Origin of the sequence: Streptomyces cyaneus (assembly GCF_004028635.1) — a bacterium.
Taxonomy (GTDB): Bacteria; Actinomycetota; Actinomycetes; order Streptomycetales; family Streptomycetaceae; genus Streptomyces; species Streptomyces cyaneus.
In genome coordinates this window covers 118,936-135,820 of the sequence record NZ_RQJW01000005.1, presented here as the reverse complement: position 1 = coordinate 135,820, position 16,885 = coordinate 118,936, and the positions used below count along the sequence as shown (strand labels likewise).

13 protein-coding genes are annotated in these 16,885 nt (G+C 71.2%); 10 read left to right on the top strand and 3 right to left on the bottom strand.

The window, feature by feature from the left end; genetic code table 11:
• Positions 1 to 55: 55 nt before the first annotated feature.
• Positions 56 to 1,510, bottom strand: a complete 1,455-nt coding sequence (locus EHO50_RS19155) for a DUF2079 domain-containing protein (protein ID WP_128431402.1) — start codon at positions 1,508 to 1,510, stop codon at positions 56 to 58.
• A gap of 411 nt (positions 1,511 to 1,921) precedes the next feature.
• Here EHO50_RS19155 and mfd point away from each other — a divergent pair, with 411 nt between their 5' ends.
• The gene (gene mfd / locus EHO50_RS19150) at positions 1,922 to 5,452 is read left to right on the top strand and encodes a transcription-repair coupling factor (RefSeq protein ID WP_128431401.1); all 3,531 of its coding nucleotides are present in this window, start codon (positions 1,922 to 1,924) and stop codon (positions 5,450 to 5,452) included.
• A gap of 15 nt (positions 5,453 to 5,467) precedes the next feature.
• Here mfd and EHO50_RS19145 read toward each other — a convergent pair whose 3' ends face one another.
• Both EHO50_RS19145 and EHO50_RS19140 read right to left on the bottom strand, forming a co-directional pair.
• The gene (locus EHO50_RS19145; RefSeq protein WP_246101240.1) at positions 5,468 to 5,950 is read right to left on the bottom strand and encodes an SgcJ/EcaC family oxidoreductase; all 483 of its coding nucleotides are present in this window, start codon (positions 5,948 to 5,950) and stop codon (positions 5,468 to 5,470) included.
• A 161-nt stretch (positions 5,951 to 6,111) separates the two neighbouring features.
• Positions 6,112 to 6,294: an Rv0909 family putative TA system antitoxin gene (locus tag EHO50_RS19140; RefSeq protein ID WP_128431400.1), complete on the bottom strand. Its 183-nt coding sequence runs from the start codon at positions 6,292 to 6,294 to the stop codon at positions 6,112 to 6,114.
• Positions 6,295 to 6,485: 191 nt separating this feature from the next.
• Here EHO50_RS19140 and EHO50_RS19135 point away from each other — a divergent pair, with 191 nt between their 5' ends.
• The 9 genes from EHO50_RS19135 to EHO50_RS19095 all read left to right on the top strand — a co-directional run bounded on the left by EHO50_RS19135 (position 6,486) and on the right by EHO50_RS19095 (position 16,832).
• Positions 6,486 to 7,253, top strand: coding sequence for an HNH endonuclease family protein (locus EHO50_RS19135; protein ID WP_128432459.1), 768 nt, complete (start codon positions 6,486 to 6,488; stop codon positions 7,251 to 7,253).
• A gap of 75 nt (positions 7,254 to 7,328) precedes the next feature.
• A complete protein-coding gene (locus EHO50_RS19130) occupies positions 7,329 to 8,072 on the top strand; it encodes a GNAT family N-acetyltransferase (protein ID WP_181449656.1) in 744 nt (247 codons plus the stop codon).
• A 202-nt stretch (positions 8,073 to 8,274) separates the two neighbouring features.
• Positions 8,275 to 8,910 carry a hypothetical protein gene (locus EHO50_RS19125; RefSeq protein ID WP_128431398.1) on the top strand — a complete coding sequence of 212 codons (636 nt, stop codon included), beginning with the start codon at positions 8,275 to 8,277 and terminating at the stop codon, positions 8,908 to 8,910.
• A 38-nt stretch (positions 8,911 to 8,948) separates the two neighbouring features.
• On the top strand, positions 8,949 to 10,442 hold the full coding sequence (locus EHO50_RS19120; RefSeq protein ID WP_281288230.1) for a serine/threonine-protein kinase: 1,494 nt from the start codon (positions 8,949 to 8,951) through the stop codon (positions 10,440 to 10,442).
• Positions 10,443 to 10,585: 143 nt separating this feature from the next.
• Positions 10,586 to 11,275, top strand: a complete 690-nt coding sequence (locus tag EHO50_RS19115; protein ID WP_128431396.1) for a glycoside hydrolase domain-containing protein — start codon at positions 10,586 to 10,588, stop codon at positions 11,273 to 11,275.
• A 178-nt stretch (positions 11,276 to 11,453) separates the two neighbouring features.
• Positions 11,454 to 12,098: a SurA N-terminal domain-containing protein gene (locus EHO50_RS19110; protein WP_128431395.1), complete on the top strand. Its 645-nt coding sequence runs from the start codon at positions 11,454 to 11,456 to the stop codon at positions 12,096 to 12,098.
• Between the two features lie 124 nt (positions 12,099 to 12,222).
• The gene (locus tag EHO50_RS19105; protein WP_128431394.1) at positions 12,223 to 13,200 is read left to right on the top strand and encodes a nucleoside triphosphate pyrophosphohydrolase; all 978 of its coding nucleotides are present in this window, start codon (positions 12,223 to 12,225) and stop codon (positions 13,198 to 13,200) included.
• Positions 13,201 to 13,242: 42 nt separating this feature from the next.
• Positions 13,243 to 15,552 carry an SEL1-like repeat protein gene (locus EHO50_RS19100; protein ID WP_128431393.1) on the top strand — a complete coding sequence of 770 codons (2,310 nt, stop codon included), beginning with the start codon at positions 13,243 to 13,245 and terminating at the stop codon, positions 15,550 to 15,552.
• Positions 15,549 to 16,832 carry a cytochrome P450 family protein gene (locus tag EHO50_RS19095; protein WP_128431392.1) on the top strand — a complete coding sequence of 428 codons (1,284 nt, stop codon included), beginning with the start codon at positions 15,549 to 15,551 and terminating at the stop codon, positions 16,830 to 16,832. Before EHO50_RS19100 ends, EHO50_RS19095 begins: the two co-directional genes overlap by 4 nt.
• Positions 16,833 to 16,885: the final 53 nt, after the last annotated feature.

Genomic DNA, 16,885 nt, shown 5'->3' with positions numbered 1-16,885 from the left:
CCCGGCACTGTGTAGGAGGCCGCCTACCCGCTCACCCGCTCACCCGCTCACCCGCTCACCCGGTCCGTCGCTCCAGGAGTACGACGCCGTAGGCGGTGCCCTTGATGGCGTACTGGGCGCGCGGGTGCAGGGCGTGGGCGTAGGCCTCGACATCGCGGTAGCGCTTGCGGGAGTTGTCCAGGGCGATGAAGTCGGGGTTGATGCCGCGTGTGTTGCTGACCCAGAAGACCCGGCAGCGCGAGGTGAGCCGGCTGATCGGAGCGATGTTCGCCTCGACGGAGGCGTTGTCGGGCACCTGGGCGAGGAGCCGTTCGATGGCCGTCACGCGCGCGGGCTTGCGATAGATCTCGCTCTCGGTCAGCGCGGCGAGCGGCAGCGAGGTGGTCAGCGCGAGTGAGGCGGCCGCGACGGCGGCGGGCAGGTGATGGACGTACGACCGCAGCCACGCGCGCGTGCTGTGCCGGGAGGTGTCGAGGGCGTCGACGAGGGCGAGGACGACGATGGGCATCAGGACGGCGTTGTAGTGCCAGTCCGTCCCCCAGTACTGCGGGTAGGAGGAGACGAAACGCCAGCCGATGGTGGGCAGGGCGACGAGGAGGAGCGGGGACCGCAGGGCGAGCAGTCCGGTGGTGGGGATGAGGAGCCAGCAGAGCGTACGGAGTTTGGTGTCGAGGCCGTCGAAGGGCCCGCCGCCGCCCGACGACTTGCTCACCTTGTTCCAGTAGTCGTAGGTGCCGGCGGAGTTGAAGCTCGGTATGACCAGCAGCAGGGTGGCGGCGACGGCCACCACGCCGAAGACGGCGACGCCGATCGCGTACCGGGACGCGAGCGGGGAGCCTTGCCGAGCCCGCCAGGCGACGACCAGGGCGATGGCGGTGAGGGTGAACCCCAGGTCCTCCTTCACCAGGACGAGCGGAATCGCCCAGAGCAGCGCGGCCCGCCAGCGCTTCGCGAGCATCGCCTCCAGACTGAAGGCGATGAGCGGTACGGCGAAGCAGATCTCATGGAAGTCGAAGTCGACGGCCTGCTGAAGCCCCCACGACAGCCCGTACGCCACCCCGATCGCAAGCCCACGCCGCCGCCCGAGCAGCCGGGCCGCGGCACGGGTGACGGGGACGGCGGACAGGGCGAACAACGCGGCCTGCGCGACGAGCAGGGTGACCGGGGAAGGAAACACCCGGTAGAGCGGCGCGAGCAGGGCCGTCACCGGGCTGAAGTGATCGCCCAGGATGTTGAAGCCGGGCCCCTTGAGATCGGCGATCGGCGCCTGAAGATGCGCGTACGACCGGATGACCTGCTCGAAGATCCCGAGATCCCACGACCGCTGCCCCAGATGCCGGTAACGACCGACGGACACGATCGCATAGCCCACGAAGAGCGCGGCAGCGAGCAGCCAGGGTTCACGCCGCCCGGGATCGGGCTGCGCCTGCCCGCCGGAGGGCGTGGCGGGGTCCGGTATGTGGGGGTCCGAGGACGTCTTCGGCGTCGCGGAGGTGGCGGGGGTGGGCATGGAGGGACCTTACGCGGTACGGGGTCGGGGCCCTTTGCCCACCCGCACATTGCGAGCCCGACCCACCCGCGGGGGGCTCTGCCTCACTGCGGCGGCGGTCACTTCTTGGTGCCGGTCCAGGCAATGTCAGCCCGTCCGGCGTTTGAGGACGAGGCCGTTCAGGCCGATGGGGGTCCAGGGGGCGGAGCCCCCTGGCGGGGTGGAAGGGGCGGAGCCCCTTCAAGGACGGGACGGGTAGGGGCGGCGGGGGCGAGAAACGCCCGACCCCCGCAGCCACGCCGGAGTGACAGAGAACGGACGTTATCCACAGCCCCCGGCACCCGCCCCCGCAGCGACGTACGCTGGAAGCCCCCGGCCCGTCACACGCGTCGGGCCCTTCGTGTTGCCCACCCCGGACGAAAGCGCCCCCGAATGAGCCTGCACGGTCTGCTCGACGCCGTAGTCAAGGACACCGCCCTCGCGGAAGCGATCACGGCCGCCGCAGACGGCAACCGCATGCACGTCGACCTGGTCGGCCCCCCGGCGGCCCGCCCGTTCGCGATCGCCGCCCTGGCCCGCGAGACGGACCGCCCGCTCCTGGCGGTGACGGCGACGGGCCGGGAGGCCGAAGACCTGGCGGCAGCCCTGCGCTCCCTCCTCCCCCCGGAGGGCGTCGCGGAGTACCCGTCCTGGGAGACCCTCCCGCACGAGCGCCTCAGCCCCCGCAGCGACACCGTCGGCCGCCGCCTCGCGGTCCTGCGCCGCCTGGCCCACCCCCGCCCCGACGACCCCGAGACGGGCCCGGTCTCCGTCGTCGTAGCCCCCATCCGCTCGGTCCTCCAGCCCCAGGTCAAGGGCCTCGGCGACCTGGAACCGGTCGCCCTGCGCACGGGACAGACCGCCGACCTCAACGAGATCGTCGAAGCCCTCGCCGCCGCCGCGTACGCACGCGTGGAGCTCGTCGAGAAGCGCGGCGAGTTCGCCGTACGAGGCGGCATCCTGGACGTCTTCCCGCCCACCGAAGAGCACCCCCTGCGCATCGAGTTCTGGGGCGACGACGTCGAGGAGATCCGCTACTTCAAGGTCGCCGACCAGCGCTCCCTCGAAGTCGCCGAGCACGGCCTGTGGGCCCCGCCCTGCCGCGAACTCCTCCTCACCGACGACGTACGCGCACGCGCGCGTGCCCTCGCCGAACAGCACCCCGAGCTCGGCGAACTGCTCGGCAAGATCGCCGAGGGCATCGCGGTCGAGGGCATGGAGTCCCTCGCCCCCGTCCTCGTCGACGACATGGAGCTGCTGCTCGACGTCCTGCCCAAGGGCGCCATGGCCGTCGTATGCGACCCGGAGCGGGTACGCACGCGTGCCGCCGATCTCGTGGCGACGTCGCAGGAGTTCCTGCAGGCGTCCTGGGCCGCCACGGCCGGCGGCGGCGAGGCGCCCATCGACATCGGCGCGGCCTCCCTGTGGTCCATCGCCGATGTCCGCGACCGGGCGCGCGAGCTGGAGATGATGTGGTGGTCGGTGTCGCCGTTCGCGGCCGACGAGACGCTCGACGCGGACACCCTCAAGCTCGGCATGCACGCCCCCGAGTCCTACCGCGGCGACACCGCGAAGGCCCTCGCCGACACCAAGGGCTGGCTCGCCGACGGCTGGCGCACGGTCTTCGTGACCGAGGCCCACGGCCCGGCGGCCCGCACGGTCGAGGTGCTCGGCGGCGAGGGCGTGGCGGCCCGCCTGGAGACCGACCTCGGGGAGATCGCCCCGTCGATCGTCCATGTCGCCTGCGGCTCGATCGACTACGGCTTCGTCGACCCCGTGCTCCAGCTGGCCGTCCTGACCGAGACCGACCTGTCCGGGCAGAAGGCGGCCGGCAAGGACGGCGCCCGCATGCCGGCCCGCCGCCGCAAGACCATCGACCCGCTCACCCTGGAAGCGGGCGACTACATCGTCCACGAGCAGCACGGCGTCGGCCGCTACATCGAGATGGTGCAGCGCACCGTCCAGGGCGCCACGCGCGAGTACCTCGTCGTCGAGTACGCCCCCGCCAAGCGCGGCCAGCCCGGCGACCGCCTGTACATCCCCACCGACCAGCTGGAGCAGATCACCAAGTACGTCGGTGGCGAGGCCCCCACCCTGCACCGCCTGGGCGGCGCCGACTGGACGAAGACCAAGGCACGCGCGAAGAAGGCCGTCAAGGAGATCGCGGCCGACCTGATCAAGCTGTACAGCGCGCGCATGGCGGCCCCCGGGCACACCTTCGGCCCGGACACGCCCTGGCAGCGCGAGCTGGAGGACGCCTTCCCGTACGCGGAGACCCCCGACCAGCTGACGACCATCGCAGAGGTCAAGGAGGACATGGAGAAGTCGGTCCCGATGGACCGCCTGATCTGCGGCGACGTCGGCTACGGCAAGACGGAGATCGCGGTCCGGGCGGCCTTCAAGGCGGTCCAGGACGGCAAGCAGGTGGCCGTCCTGGTCCCCACGACTCTCCTGGTGCAGCAGCACTTCGGCACCTTCTCCGAGCGCTACTCGCAGTTCCCGGTGAACACCCGGCCCCTGTCCCGCTTCCAGACCGACACCGAGGCGAAGGCGACCCTGGAGGGCCTGAAGGACGGCTCGGTGGACATCGTCATCGGCACCCACCGCCTGTTCTCGTCGGAGACCAAGTTCAAGGACCTGGGCCTGGTCATCGTCGACGAGGAACAGCGCTTCGGCGTCGAGCACAAGGAGCAGCTGAAGAAGCTGCGCGCGAACGTCGACGTACTGACGATGTCCGCGACCCCGATCCCGAGGACCCTGGAGATGGCGGTCACGGGCATCCGCGAGATGTCCACGATCACCACCCCGCCCGAGGAGCGCCACCCGGTCCTGACCTTCGTCGGCCCGTACGAGGAGAAGCAGATCGGCGCCGCGATCCGCCGCGAACTGCTGCGCGAGGGCCAGGTCTTCTACATCCACAACCGGGTCGAGTCGATCGACAGGGCGGCCGCGCGGCTGCGCGAGATCGTCCCCGAGGCGCGTATCGCGACGGCGCACGGCCAGATGTCGGAGCAGTCGCTGGAACAGGTCGTCGTCGACTTCTGGGAGAAGAAGTTCGACGTGCTGGTCTCGACGACGATCGTCGAGTCCGGCATCGACATCTCCAACGCCAACACCCTGATCGTGGAGCGCGGCGACAACTTCGGTCTGTCCCAGCTGCACCAGCTGCGCGGCCGAGTGGGGCGTGGGCGCGAGCGCGGGTACGCGTACTTCCTGTACCCGCCGGAGAAGCCGCTGACGGAGACGGCCCACGAGCGGCTCGCGACCATCGCCCAGCACACGGAGATGGGTGCGGGCATGTACGTCGCCATGAAGGACCTGGAGATCCGGGGCGCCGGCAATCTGCTGGGCGGTGAGCAGTCCGGCCACATCGCGGGCGTCGGCTTCGACCTGTACGTGCGTATGGTCGGCGAGGCGGTCGCGGACTACCGGGCGTCCCTGGAGGGCGGCGTCGAGGAGGAGCCGCCGCTCGAGGTCAAGATCGAGCTCCCCGTCGACGCCCACGTCCCGCACGACTACGCGCCCGGCGAGCGGCTCCGCTTGCAGGCCTACCGTTCCATCGCCTCCGCCAACACGGAGGAGGACATCAAGGCCGTACGCGAGGAACTCGTCGACCGCTACGGCAAGTTGCCGGAACCGGTCGAGAACCTCCTGCTGGTGGCGGGCCTGCGCATGCTGGCACGCGCGTGCGGCGTCGGCGAGATCGTCCTGCAGGGCAACAACATCCGATTCGCGCCCGTGGAGTTGCGGGAGTCCCAGGAGCTCAGGGTCAAGCGCCTGTACCCGGGCACCGTCATCAAGCCGGCGGTGCATCAGCTGCTGGTGCCGCGTCCGAAGACCGCGAAGGTGGGCGGGAAGCCGCTCGTCGGGCGGGAGTTGCTGGGGTGGACCGGGGAGTTCCTGGCGTCGATTCTGGGGTCGTGACCAAGGCGGGTCGTCTCAGGCGGCCCGCACCTCGGTGTTCTGGCAGGCGTGCAGCAGCCATCTGCCGTCGTCCTGCCTGGTCATGACGTACAGCGGGGCGCCCTCGGTGTCGCCGTTCGGTGAGTGGTAGACCTGCCGGACCTTGACGGCCGCCACGTCGGGGCGCAGGAACTGCGTGTGCACCACCTCGTAGGTGACCTCGCCGTCCCAGGTCGCGGCGGGCAGCACGGCACGGGTGAACTCGGCGATCGCGTCGAAGCCGATGAGGACCTTGCCGTGGGCGGTCGTCCACAGGGCGTCGGGGTGGAAGAGGGCGAGGAAGCCTTCGGCGTCCTTGGCGCGCTGGGTGCGTTCGACGGTGGCGACGACCTGCTCGATGGCCTTGCGGTCGGCCTCTCGGACGGCGTCGAGGGCCTTGACGGCCTTGCTGTCGGCGGCTTCGGTGGCGTTGCTGTCGGCGCCTTCGGGGGCGTTGATGTCCGCGGTTTCGGTGGTCATGCGGAACACCCTGCGACCTCAACCGGACTTGAGGTCAAGCGCCGCGGCAGCGCGAAGCCGCCCGCGGGAAATGGGTCTCCGCGGACGGCCTCCGTTCTCGGGCCAAGTGGTCCTTCGTGGTCCTCCATGGTCCTCCGCGGTCCTCCTCGGGGCTCCGGTCCCTACGGCCGATCGGGCCTGTCGCGGTCCATGCCGAGTTCGCGTTCCATCCGCTGCTGTGCGTCGTCGGTCTGGCTCTCGTACTTGTTGCCCGTCTTCTCGTTGACCTTCTGTTCCGCGGCGTCGGACATGTTCCTGGCCTTGTCCTGCGCGTGGCGGTTCTTGAACCTGTCGAAGATGCCCATCCAGAGCTCCTTCCGGAGTGACTCACCACCGACGATACGCCCGGGTTGTGAGGTATGCGCGCTTGAGCCCGTTGTGGTCTGGACCTCTTGAATGCCGCGGTGCGCCGGGCCGCTACCGTGTGCCCGACGGGGTACCAGGGAAAACCGCCTGTGCGGGGCGGAGCGGGCGACAAAGGGAGGGGCGCATCGTGATGCGTCTGAGGGGCGGGGCGGCGAGCGCCGCGGCGATGCTCGGCATGGTGCTGGTACTGGCAGGGTGCGAGAACGTCGACCTGCCCGTGGACGGCGAGCCCACCGGCTCCGTCCCGGCCACGGGTTCCGGCCGTGCCGTGAGCCCACTGGACAACCCCGACGGCACGAAGCCGGGGCTCGCGCCCCTCACCTCGGACGCCGACCGGGCCGAGGCGCGCGCCCTGATCGAGAAGGTGGCGACGAAGGGCCGCGGCCCCAAGACGGGTTATGACCGGGACGAGTTCGGCTATGCGTGGATGGACTCGGCCCCGGGTGGTATCCCGTTCGCGCGCAACGGCTGCGACACCCGCAACGACCTCCTGCAACGCGACGGCGAGGACATCCGTTTCCGCTCCGGCTCGGACTGCGTGGTGACCTCCATGACCCTGCACGACCCGTACACGGGCCGGACGATCGAGTGGGCCAAGTCCCACGCGACGAAGGTGCAGATCGACCACGTCATGCCGCTGTCCTACGACTGGCAGATGGGCGCCTCCCGCTGGCCCAAGGGCAAACGCCAGGACATCGCCAACGATCCCCTCAACCTCATACCGGTCGACGGCCCCACCAACGGCTCCAAGGGCGACTCCGGCCCCGCTTCCTGGCTGCCCCCGAACAGGCAGATCCGCTGCTCGTACGCGGTGCGCTTCGCCCAGGTGTCGCTGAAGTACGAACTTCCGGTGACGACCGCCGACAAGGAGATGATGCTGGGCCAGTGCGGGGGGTGACCAGGCGCGCGACGGAGAGGCGGTGGGGCGAAATCGGCTTTCCGGTGCGGCCGCCCCGCGCCTACGGTGGCGGGCATGGAGCTGAAGATATCGAGCCTCGCCGAACGCCCCGAGATGCTCGATCGGGTCGTCGAAATGGCGGACACCTGGCCGGAGTTCACGGTCCAGGACCTCGTGGGCAACGCCCACTACGGCCGGATCCCGCGCGAACTCCCCCAGTACGTGCTGTTCGCCGAGGACGAGCGGGGCGAGGTCGTCGCCCACGCCTACAGCGTGCCGTTCGCCCTCGCCGCCGAGGGCCGGCGCCGGCTGCCCGCCCGAGGCTGGGACGAGGTGCTGGTGTGGGCCTTCGCCGACCTGCGCAGCGGCATCCGTCCCGACACGGTCAGCGCCATCTCCGTCGTCATCGCCCCGCACGCCCAGGGCAGCGGCCTGTCCGCCCGGATGCTCTCCGCGATGCGCGACAACGCCCGGTCCCACGGCTTCCACGAGGTCGTCGCCCCGGTCCGCCCCAACGCCAAGCACCTCGAACCGCACACCCCCATCGAGGAGTACGCCCGTCGCGTACGCCCCGACGGCCTGCCCCACGACCCGTGGCTGCGCGTCCACGCCCGCGCCGGCGCCACCATCGACTCCGTCGCCCCGGCCTCCATGACCGTCGCCGGCTCGCTGGAGCAGTGGCGCCGCTGGACCGGCCTGCCCTTCGACACCGCGGGCGACATCGAGGTGCCCGGCGCGCTGGTGCCGGTGCGATGCGAGCCGGAGCGGGACTACGCGGTCTATGTCGAGCCCAACGTGTGGATGCGGCACCCGCTGTGAGACCGCCTGATCCGGAGGCCGAGCCTCCGTGCGACCTGGGGCGTCGTGCGAAGTGATCAGCACGACAACGGTTCGGTACAACCGGTGACCGCATGTCGGTGTCGACCTATACGCTCGAAGCGACAATCGCACGACCGAGGTTGCCCCGCACCGGGCAGGGTCGGTCGACACCGTACGCCCACTTCAGGCATCAGGAGCAGTCATGCAAGGCCACGGCTACACACAGCCGGTGAAGCAGCAGCCGCCCACCGGGGTGCTGGTCTTCCTGCGCGTGTTGTTCGTCGTGCTCTCGGTGTGCAGCTTCGGCACGCTGACGTGGGCGATGATGCTGCGTCTGGCCATCGTGACCCGCAAGGTCCTCGACTGGTGCCTGTTCGGGGCGTCGATCGTGGTGGAGTTCCTCGGCCTCTACCTGATGGGTTCCGAACCCGGCGACGAGATCCACACCCCGGGCGGCTGGACGGGCCTCGCCCTCGTCCTGGGCGGCCTCGTGGCCGCGATCGCCTACTACCTCTCCGCGGAAATACGCCACTTCCACCAGCTCCGCTTCTCCGGCTACCCCACGCAGCAACCCCCGGCCCCGGCCTACGGCTACCCGCAGCCCCAGTCGCCGTACACCGCCACGACCGTGCCGCAGGCGCCGCCGATACCCCACACCCCGATACCTCGCACGCCGGCACCCCGCGACGCCACCCCCCACACCCCCGTACCGCCGCCCCCGGCCCCGCGCCCCGCGCCCGCGCGTATCGACCAGGTGCGTGCCGAGCTCGACGAGCTCAGTGACTACCTGCGCCAGCACGACGGCCGGCAGGACGGCAACCACGAGGGCGGAAGGTGACCGTGGCGACAGCACGTGTCGTCGCAGGCCGCTATGAACTGTCCACGCTCATCGGACAGGGCGGCATGGGACAGGTGTGGACGGCGTACGACCAGCGGCTCGACCGGCGCGTGGCGGTGAAGCTGCTGCGCCCCGACAAGGTGGCCGGGCAGGATGCGGACGAGCTGCGCCGCCGGTTCGTGCGCGAGTGCCGGGTGACCGCGCAGGTCGACCACCCCGGGCTCGTCACCGTGCACGACGCGGGCAGCGAGGGCGAGGAGCTGTTCCTCGTCATGCAGTACGTCGACGGCGCCGACCTCTCCGACCACCTCGCCGAGCGCAACCCGTACCCGTGGCAGTGGGCGGTCGCGGTCGCCGCGCAACTGTGCGCCGTGCTGAGCGCCGTACACGCCGTGCCGATCGTCCACCGCGACCTCAAGCCGCGCAACGTGATGGTGAAGCAGGACGGCACGGTCACCGTCCTCGACCTCGGCGTCGCCTCCGTCATGGACGCCGACACCACCCGCCTCACCCACACCGGCACCCCCATCGGCTCACCCGCCTACATGGCCCCCGAGCAGGCGATGGGCGGCGCGGTCGGCCCGTACACCGACCTGTACGCACTCGGCGTACTCCTGCACGAACTCCTCAGCGGTGACGTCCCGTTCTCCGGCTCGACGGCGCTCGGCGTGCTGCACCGGCACCTGTACGAGGCCCCGCTTCCCGTGCGCCGTATCCGCCCCGAGGTCCCCGAGGCACTTGAAGCCCTGGTCCTGCGCCTGCTCGCCAAGGACCCGCAGCACCGCCCCGCCTCCGCGCAGGAGGTGTACGAGGACCTGGCGCCGCTCCTGCCCGCGCGCGGGACGCCCACCGGATCGCCCCTCGACCCCACCCGCCCCTTCCTGCGCCCGCACGCCCCCTGGCCGGACCGCGCCCGCACCCCCGCGCCCCAGCCCGCCCCCGTCACACCGGTCGCGCCCGCCACCGAGAAACCGGACGTCGCGCGCGCCGTCGACGAGGTCAAGCGCCTCCTAGGCGAGGGCCGTATCACCCAGGCCGTCGACATCCTCGGCGCGATCCTGCCCGCTGCCGCCGAACAGCACGGCGAGAACTCCCCGGTCGTGCGCACCCTGCGCAAGCAGTACGCGGCCACCCTCATGGACGACGGCCAGTACCGGCGCGCGCTGCCCGAACTGCGCCGCCTCGCCGACGAACGCGCTACCGAGGCCGGCCAGGCCGACCCGCAGTCCCTGCGTTTCCGCTACGACGCCGCCCACTGCCTGGAACAGCTCGGCGAACCGGCGGCCGCGCTCGCCGAGTACCGCTCGCTGCTGCCGTACTACGAGAACCAGTACGTCTCCGGCGACCCCCAGCTCGCCCACGACGTGCGCCGCCGCATCGGCCACCTCCTGCTCGCCCTCGGCGACCGCCCCGCCGCCCACGACACCCTGGCCCGCCTGCTGCTCGACGTGGAACGGCTGCACGGCCCCGGCCACCCGCTCGCCGGGGACGTACGGCGGACGCTGCAGTGGCTCGGGCAGGTACGCGGCTAGTTTTTGCCGGGGGTTGAAAGATCCTTGTGACGCCCGCGGGGCGGCGTTTCCCGAACCCAGGACGAGTGCCGGTTACGTTGCGAGCCGCTTTCTTGTCACGCGAAGTCACGCGAAGTCATGCAGACCATGGGGTGGGGCCGGACATGTCGAGTCACCGTCAGTCGAAGAAGCGCAGATACCTCACCTGGGCGGTGGCCGGCGCAGCAGTCGTCGCCGGGGCCGGCATCGCCGCGCAGACCTCCATGGCCGCCACCACCACCTGGCCCGCGCAGCGGACGTACACCGGCCGCGCCTTCGACACCTGCGCCGCACCCTCCCTCTCCGCGATGAAGGCCTGGCGCACCAACGGCTTCTACGGCGCCGCCGCCGTCTACGTCGGCGGCAAGAACCGCGGCTGCTCCCAGCCCAACCTCACCGCCTCCTGGGTGAAGTCGGTCAGCTCGGTCGGCTGGAAGCTCATCCCGATCTACCTCGACATGGAGCCGTACGACATCACGAACAAGGCGTGCAACGACGCGGTCCTCACCTACGTCCGCGCCTTCGACAAGGGCCTGCGCGCCAAGATCTACCGCGCCGGCTACTACGGGGTCACCAGCTCCAGCGCGAAGGCCGTCGCGACCGCCACGGACAAGACCGACCTGCCGGGCAAGCTCTGGTATGCGCTGTGGGACAAGCAGAACACCACGACCGCGGACTGGCCGTGGGGCGCCACCCAGTACACCGGTCACAGCCGCGGCTACCAGTACATGGTCAACAGCAAGGAGACGCGGAACGGCTACACGATCACCGTGGACCGCGACGCGTGGGACGCGCCGGTGGCCATCACGGGCTGAGCAGGCCAAAGCGGGCCGAGCGGACCGAGTGGGCCGTGCGGGTCGTGCCGGGGAGGCGTCGGTGCCCGAAGTCCTCGTGAATCGTTGGTCGAATGGGTTGGCCAGAGCTTGCCGACTGCCTACCATCGATCACCGCAAGACTTTGTGCACCGTCGCACAATCTCCTCGGGAGGTTTCCTTGCACCGCCGCCGTCGCACCGCGCTCCTGCTCTCCGCCGCGATCGCCGCGGCGCCCTTGCTCACCGCTTGCGGAAACGATGCGCATCCCGGTGCGGCGGCCGTCGTCGGCGGCCAGCGGATCACCGTGGCGCAGCTGGAGAACAGGGTGAGCGAGGTGCGCGCGGCTCAGCGCGCGGCCGTGCCGGACGACGCCCAGTACGCGCAGGTCATCGCCAAGTCGGGCACCCTCCCGCGCGACGTTCTGCACAACCTGGTCCTCGACCGGGTGCTGCACCGCGCCGCGCAGGACGCGGGCGTGACCGTCACCCGCAAGGAGCTCCAGAAGATGCGCTCCGAGCTGGAAGGGCAGGTCGGCGGGGCCAAGGCGCTGGAAACGGCCTGGCTCCAGCAGTACGGCATCGCCCCGGAGCGCCTCGACGAGAACCTCCGCCTCCAGCTCGAGGCCCAGAAACTCGCCGCCGCCCTCGGCACCGACACCGGCAAGCCGGCCTTCTGGAACGCCCTGGCCGAGGCCTCCAAGAAGCTCGACATCGACCTCAACCCGCGCTACGGCACCTGGGACGTCCAAAAGAGCAGCCGGGCGGACGCGAAGACGCCGTGGGTGCGCGAGGTGACGGCGGCCGGGACACCGCAGACGGCGTAACGCCACGGCGGGGCGGCCCGCCCCCTGTGGACAACCGCGGAGCCGCCCGGCCTGTGGACAACGACGGGCAGCCCGCCTGTGGATAACTCAGGGGGTTGTGCGTGGCTTGGGTTACGTTCGGATCGTGAACGCAACCAGTCCCGAAGCCGCCCCCGGCCGCATCGTCCTGCTCACCACCAGCCACCGCGTCGCACCCGGCCTGCTGTCCTGGCCGGCGTGGCAGGCGCTGCACGCCGCCGACCGCGTGCTGTGCGCGGACGGCGCGCATCCGCAGCTGCCGTATCTGCGGGAGGCCCGGATAGCGGTCGACGAGGCCGCCCCGACCGCCGAGGAACTGATCGACGCCTGCGCCGGCGGCCGCACGGTCGTGGTCGTGGCCACCGGTGAGGGCGAGCCGGCCCTGACGGACGGCCTGGCCCGCCTGGCGGGCAGCGGCCGCATCCAGATGCCGGAACTGGAGCTGCTCCCCGCCTCCTACGACCTCCCGGGCGCCCGCCTCCTCGACCTCGTCCAGGTCATGGACCGCATTCGCGCCGAGTGCCCGTGGTCCTCCCAGCAGACCCACAAGGGCCTGGCGAAGTACGGCATCGAGGAGGCGTACGAACTCGTCGAGGCGATCGAGGACGGCGACCGCGACGAGCTCCGCGAGGAACTGGGCGACGTGCTGTTGCAGGTCGTCTTCCACTCCCGTATCGCCGAGGAGGACCCGGAGTCCCCCTTCTCCATCGACGACGTGGCCGGCGGCATCGTCACCAAGCTCATCCACCGCCACCCGCATGTCTTCGGCGACGAGACGGCGACGACGCCCGAGGAGGTCAAGGAGCACTGGCTGCGCACGAAGGCCGTGGAGAAGCAGCGGGAGTCGGTGACCGAGGGCATACCCCTGGGCCAGCCGGGCCTCGCCCTCGCGGCGAAGCTGGCGTCGCGGGTGCGTACGGCGGGGCTGGAGGTGCCGCTGCCGTCGGGTGAGGGCATCGGCTACGAGCTGCTCGCGATGGCGGTGCGGGCGGAGGCGGCCGGGGTGGATCCGGAGGCGGCCCTGCGGGTTGCCGCGCGGGCCTACCGGGATGCTGTGCGGGCTGCTGAGGGGGTGTCCTCTTAGTACCGTGGGGGCAACGGGTGGGTGCGAGCCGTGGGGGCCGGTGTGGCAACGGAGTTGGAGGAGCTGAGGGACGCGCTGTTGCGCGCCATGCTCGACTCGCGGGACGCATCGCAGCGGGTCTTGAAGCCGCTGATGCGGTCGAGCATCGCAGGGGCGGCGGACCTCTGGATCCGGACAGCCGGAATCGCCTCCACGGACAGTGCGGACGCCCACGACTGGGTCAGGTTGCTGGCGATCCTGCGCAGAAACCATCCCCGGGAGTTCTCCGACCTCAAGGCGATCGCGGCCGACCACGCCGCCCCCTTGCCCCCTCCGACCAGCACCGCCTCCGGCGTCACGGCCGGCGGTCCCCGTTCCGTCGCGGCGGGCGGGGACATCGGGCTCGCCGTGACCGGCGACAACACCCGCTCCAGGTATGTCGCCGGTGACCACATCGACTTCCGCGACTCAACCTTCCACGACCGCGTCGTCGGGGTGCAGCACAACCACTACGGCACCGTTCCCGCCCCGGCGGAGTTACGGCCGGTGGGTGATGTGGGGCCGCGGGAGTTCGGCGTACGCCCGACCCGGCCCGTCCCCGGGCTGCCCGACGTGCCGCCGTATGTGCCGCGCGACTGCGACGAGAACCTGCGTGCCCAACTCGCCGGCAGCAGCCTCGTGCTGATCCTGGGTGAACCGTGCGTGGGCAAGTCGTACACCGCGTGGCATGGCGTGCGGTCCTTGGAGGGGCACCGCCTGTACGCCCCGGATCCGGGCGAGGACCTGCGGCCCCTGGCGGCCGCACTGCAGAGCAACCCCGGCAAATCCGTCGTCTGGCTGGACGAGCTGACCGGCCATCTCGGCGCGGGCCGCCTGGATCTGCGGCTGCTGGGCCGGCTCAGCGATCTCGGTGCCGTCGTGCTCGCCACGATGAGCTTCGCCGACTACTACCGGCGCCGCACGGGGACCACCCCCGGCGACCGTGTCATCGCCGCGGCGCGCACGGTGGAGCTGGCGCGCGAGTGGACCGAGGCCGAACTGGCACGGCTGGCGCCGCTCGACGATCCACGGGCGTATCCGGCGTACGTGTGGAGCGGCCGGGAGGGCGTGGCCTCGTACTTCGCCGTCGGGCACCACCTGTACGACGAGTGGCGCCGCGTAGGCACGCGACTGGAGCACCCCCGCGGGCAGCTGCTCGTCCGGGCAGCGGTCGATCTCGCCCGCTGCGGGGTCACGGGAGCGGTGCCGGCCGGGCTGCTCGGGAGGGTCCAGGAGCAGTACAGGGCGGAGGACCGGGAGTCGTTCGAGGACGCCCTCGCCTGGGCGACGGCACCGATGTTCGGGGTTTCGGGACTGCTCGTGGCGGGCGAGGAGGACGGCACCTGGCGGGCGTACGGGGCGCTGGTTGCGGAGGCCCTGCGGTCCGGCGACCTGGAGCCGGTGCCGGACGGGGTGTGGTGGACGCTGCTCGACGCCGCCCGGGAGCCGGACTCCTCGCTCGACTTCCCCGCCGTCCTCGACGCGGCCCGCAATGCGTTGCACGACCGCGTGGAGGCGGGGGACACGGAGGTCGCGCTCGGGTTCGCCCGGCGCACCGAGGGCGACGAGCGTGAGGTGTGGCTGCGGCAGGCGGCGGATGCGGGGGATCCGTGGGCGGCCGTGGAGCTGGCGGAGATCCGTCGGGACCGCGGGGAGGAGGCCGACGCGCTGTCGTACCTGGAGCGGGCGGCCGAGGCGGGCAGCGCGCGGGCCGCGGCGAGGCTCGGGAGCCTGTTGCGGGACCGGGCCGAGCACTGGCTGCGTACGGCGGCCGAGGCCGGTGAGGCAGGGGCGGCGCACGACCTCGCCCAACTCGTCGGCAGCACGCCGGGGCGGGGGAACGAGGCCATGCGCTGGCACCTGAAGGCGTACGCGCGTGGCAAGACCTCGGCTGCGGTCGCCATCGCCAAGCTGCTGCACGCCGCGGGCAGCGAGGAGGAGGCCGAAGCGTGGTACCGGCGCGCGGTCGACGAAGGGGACGTGCAGGGGGTGTGCGACCTGGGGGCCCTGCTCTTCCACAAGGGCGCTGATCACGACACGGAGGCGGAGTCGCTGCTCCACAGGGCTGCCATGGCCGGGCACGTCCAAGCTCCGACCATGCTCGGCATGCTGAAGGAACGGCAGGGCGACACCGATGCCGCACTGGCGTTGTACGGCGAGGGGGAAAAGCGAGGCGACCCGGCCGCCGAGTACTTCAGAGCCGCGTGCAGCGGTGAGCCGCTGACCTCGGAGTGGCTCCGCAGGGCCGAGGAGCAGGGCTACTACTGGGCGTACAAGATGCGGATGGCCATCGAGCGGGATTCGTCGGCCCGGCCGGATACCGTCAAGGAGTGACCGACCAGCCCACCGCCTCCTCCGCCTCCGCGGTTCCCGCCCCCGAACTCTTCACCTGGGAGTTCGCGACGGACCCCTATCCCGCCTACGCATGGCTCCGCGAGCACGCCCCAGTGCACCGCACCCGCCTCCCCAGCGGCGTGGAGGCCTGGCTGGTCACCCGCTACACCGACGCCAAGCAGGCCCTCGCCGACGCCCGCCTCTCCAAGAACCCGGCCCACCACGACGAACCGGCCCACGCCAAGGGCAAGACCGGCATCCCGGGTGAGCGCAAGGCCGAGTTGATGACGCACCTGCTGAACATCGACCCGCCCGATCACACCCGCCTGCGCAGACTCGTCTCCAAGGCCTTCACCCCTCGCCGCGTCGCCGAGTTCGCCCCCCGCGTGCAGGAGCTCACGGACCACCTCATCGACGGGTTCGCAAAGAAGGGGAACGCCGACCTCATCCACGAGTTCGCCTTCCCGCTCCCCATCTACGCCATCTGCGACCTGCTCGGTGTCCCCCGCGAGGACCAGGACGACTTCCGGGACTGGGCGGGCATGATGATCCGGCACCAAGGCGGCCCCCGGGGCGGCGTCGCACGGTCCGTGAAGAAGATGCGCGGCTATCTCGCCGACCTCATCCACCGCAAGCGCGAGGCACTCCCCGACACCCCCGCCCCCGGCGAGGACCTCATCTCCGGCCTCATCCGCGCCTCCGACCACGGCGAGCACCTCACCGAGAACGAGGCCGCGGCGATGGCCTTCATCCTGCTGTTCGCCGGCTTCGAGACGACTGTCAACCTCATCGGCAACGGCACCTACGCCCTGCTCACCCACCCCGAGCAGCGCGCCCGCCTGCAGACCTCCCTCGCCCGCGGCGAAACCGCCCTCCTCGCCACCGGCGTCGAGGAACTCCTCCGCTACGACGGCCCCGTCGAACTCGCCACCTGGCGCTTCGCCACCGAACCCCTCACCATCGGCGGGCAGCACATCGCACCCGGCGATCCCGTCCTCGTCGTACTGGCCGCCGCCGACCGTGACCCGGAGCGGTTCGCGGACCCCGATGTCCTGGACCTCGGCCGCCGCGACAACCAGCACCTCGGCTACGGCCACGGCATCCACTACTGCCTCGGCGCCCCGCTCGCCCGCCTGGAGGGCCAGACCGCCCTCGCCACTCTCCTCACCCGTCTGCCGGACCTGGAACTCGCGGTGGATCCGGCCGAGTTGCGGTGGCGGGGCGGCCTCATCATGCGTGGACTGCGCACACTGCCGGTCGAGTTCACACCGACCCGGTAGGGGCGCTCTCTGTACCCAGCACGGCCCTCTCGCACACCTGAAGATGACAGACC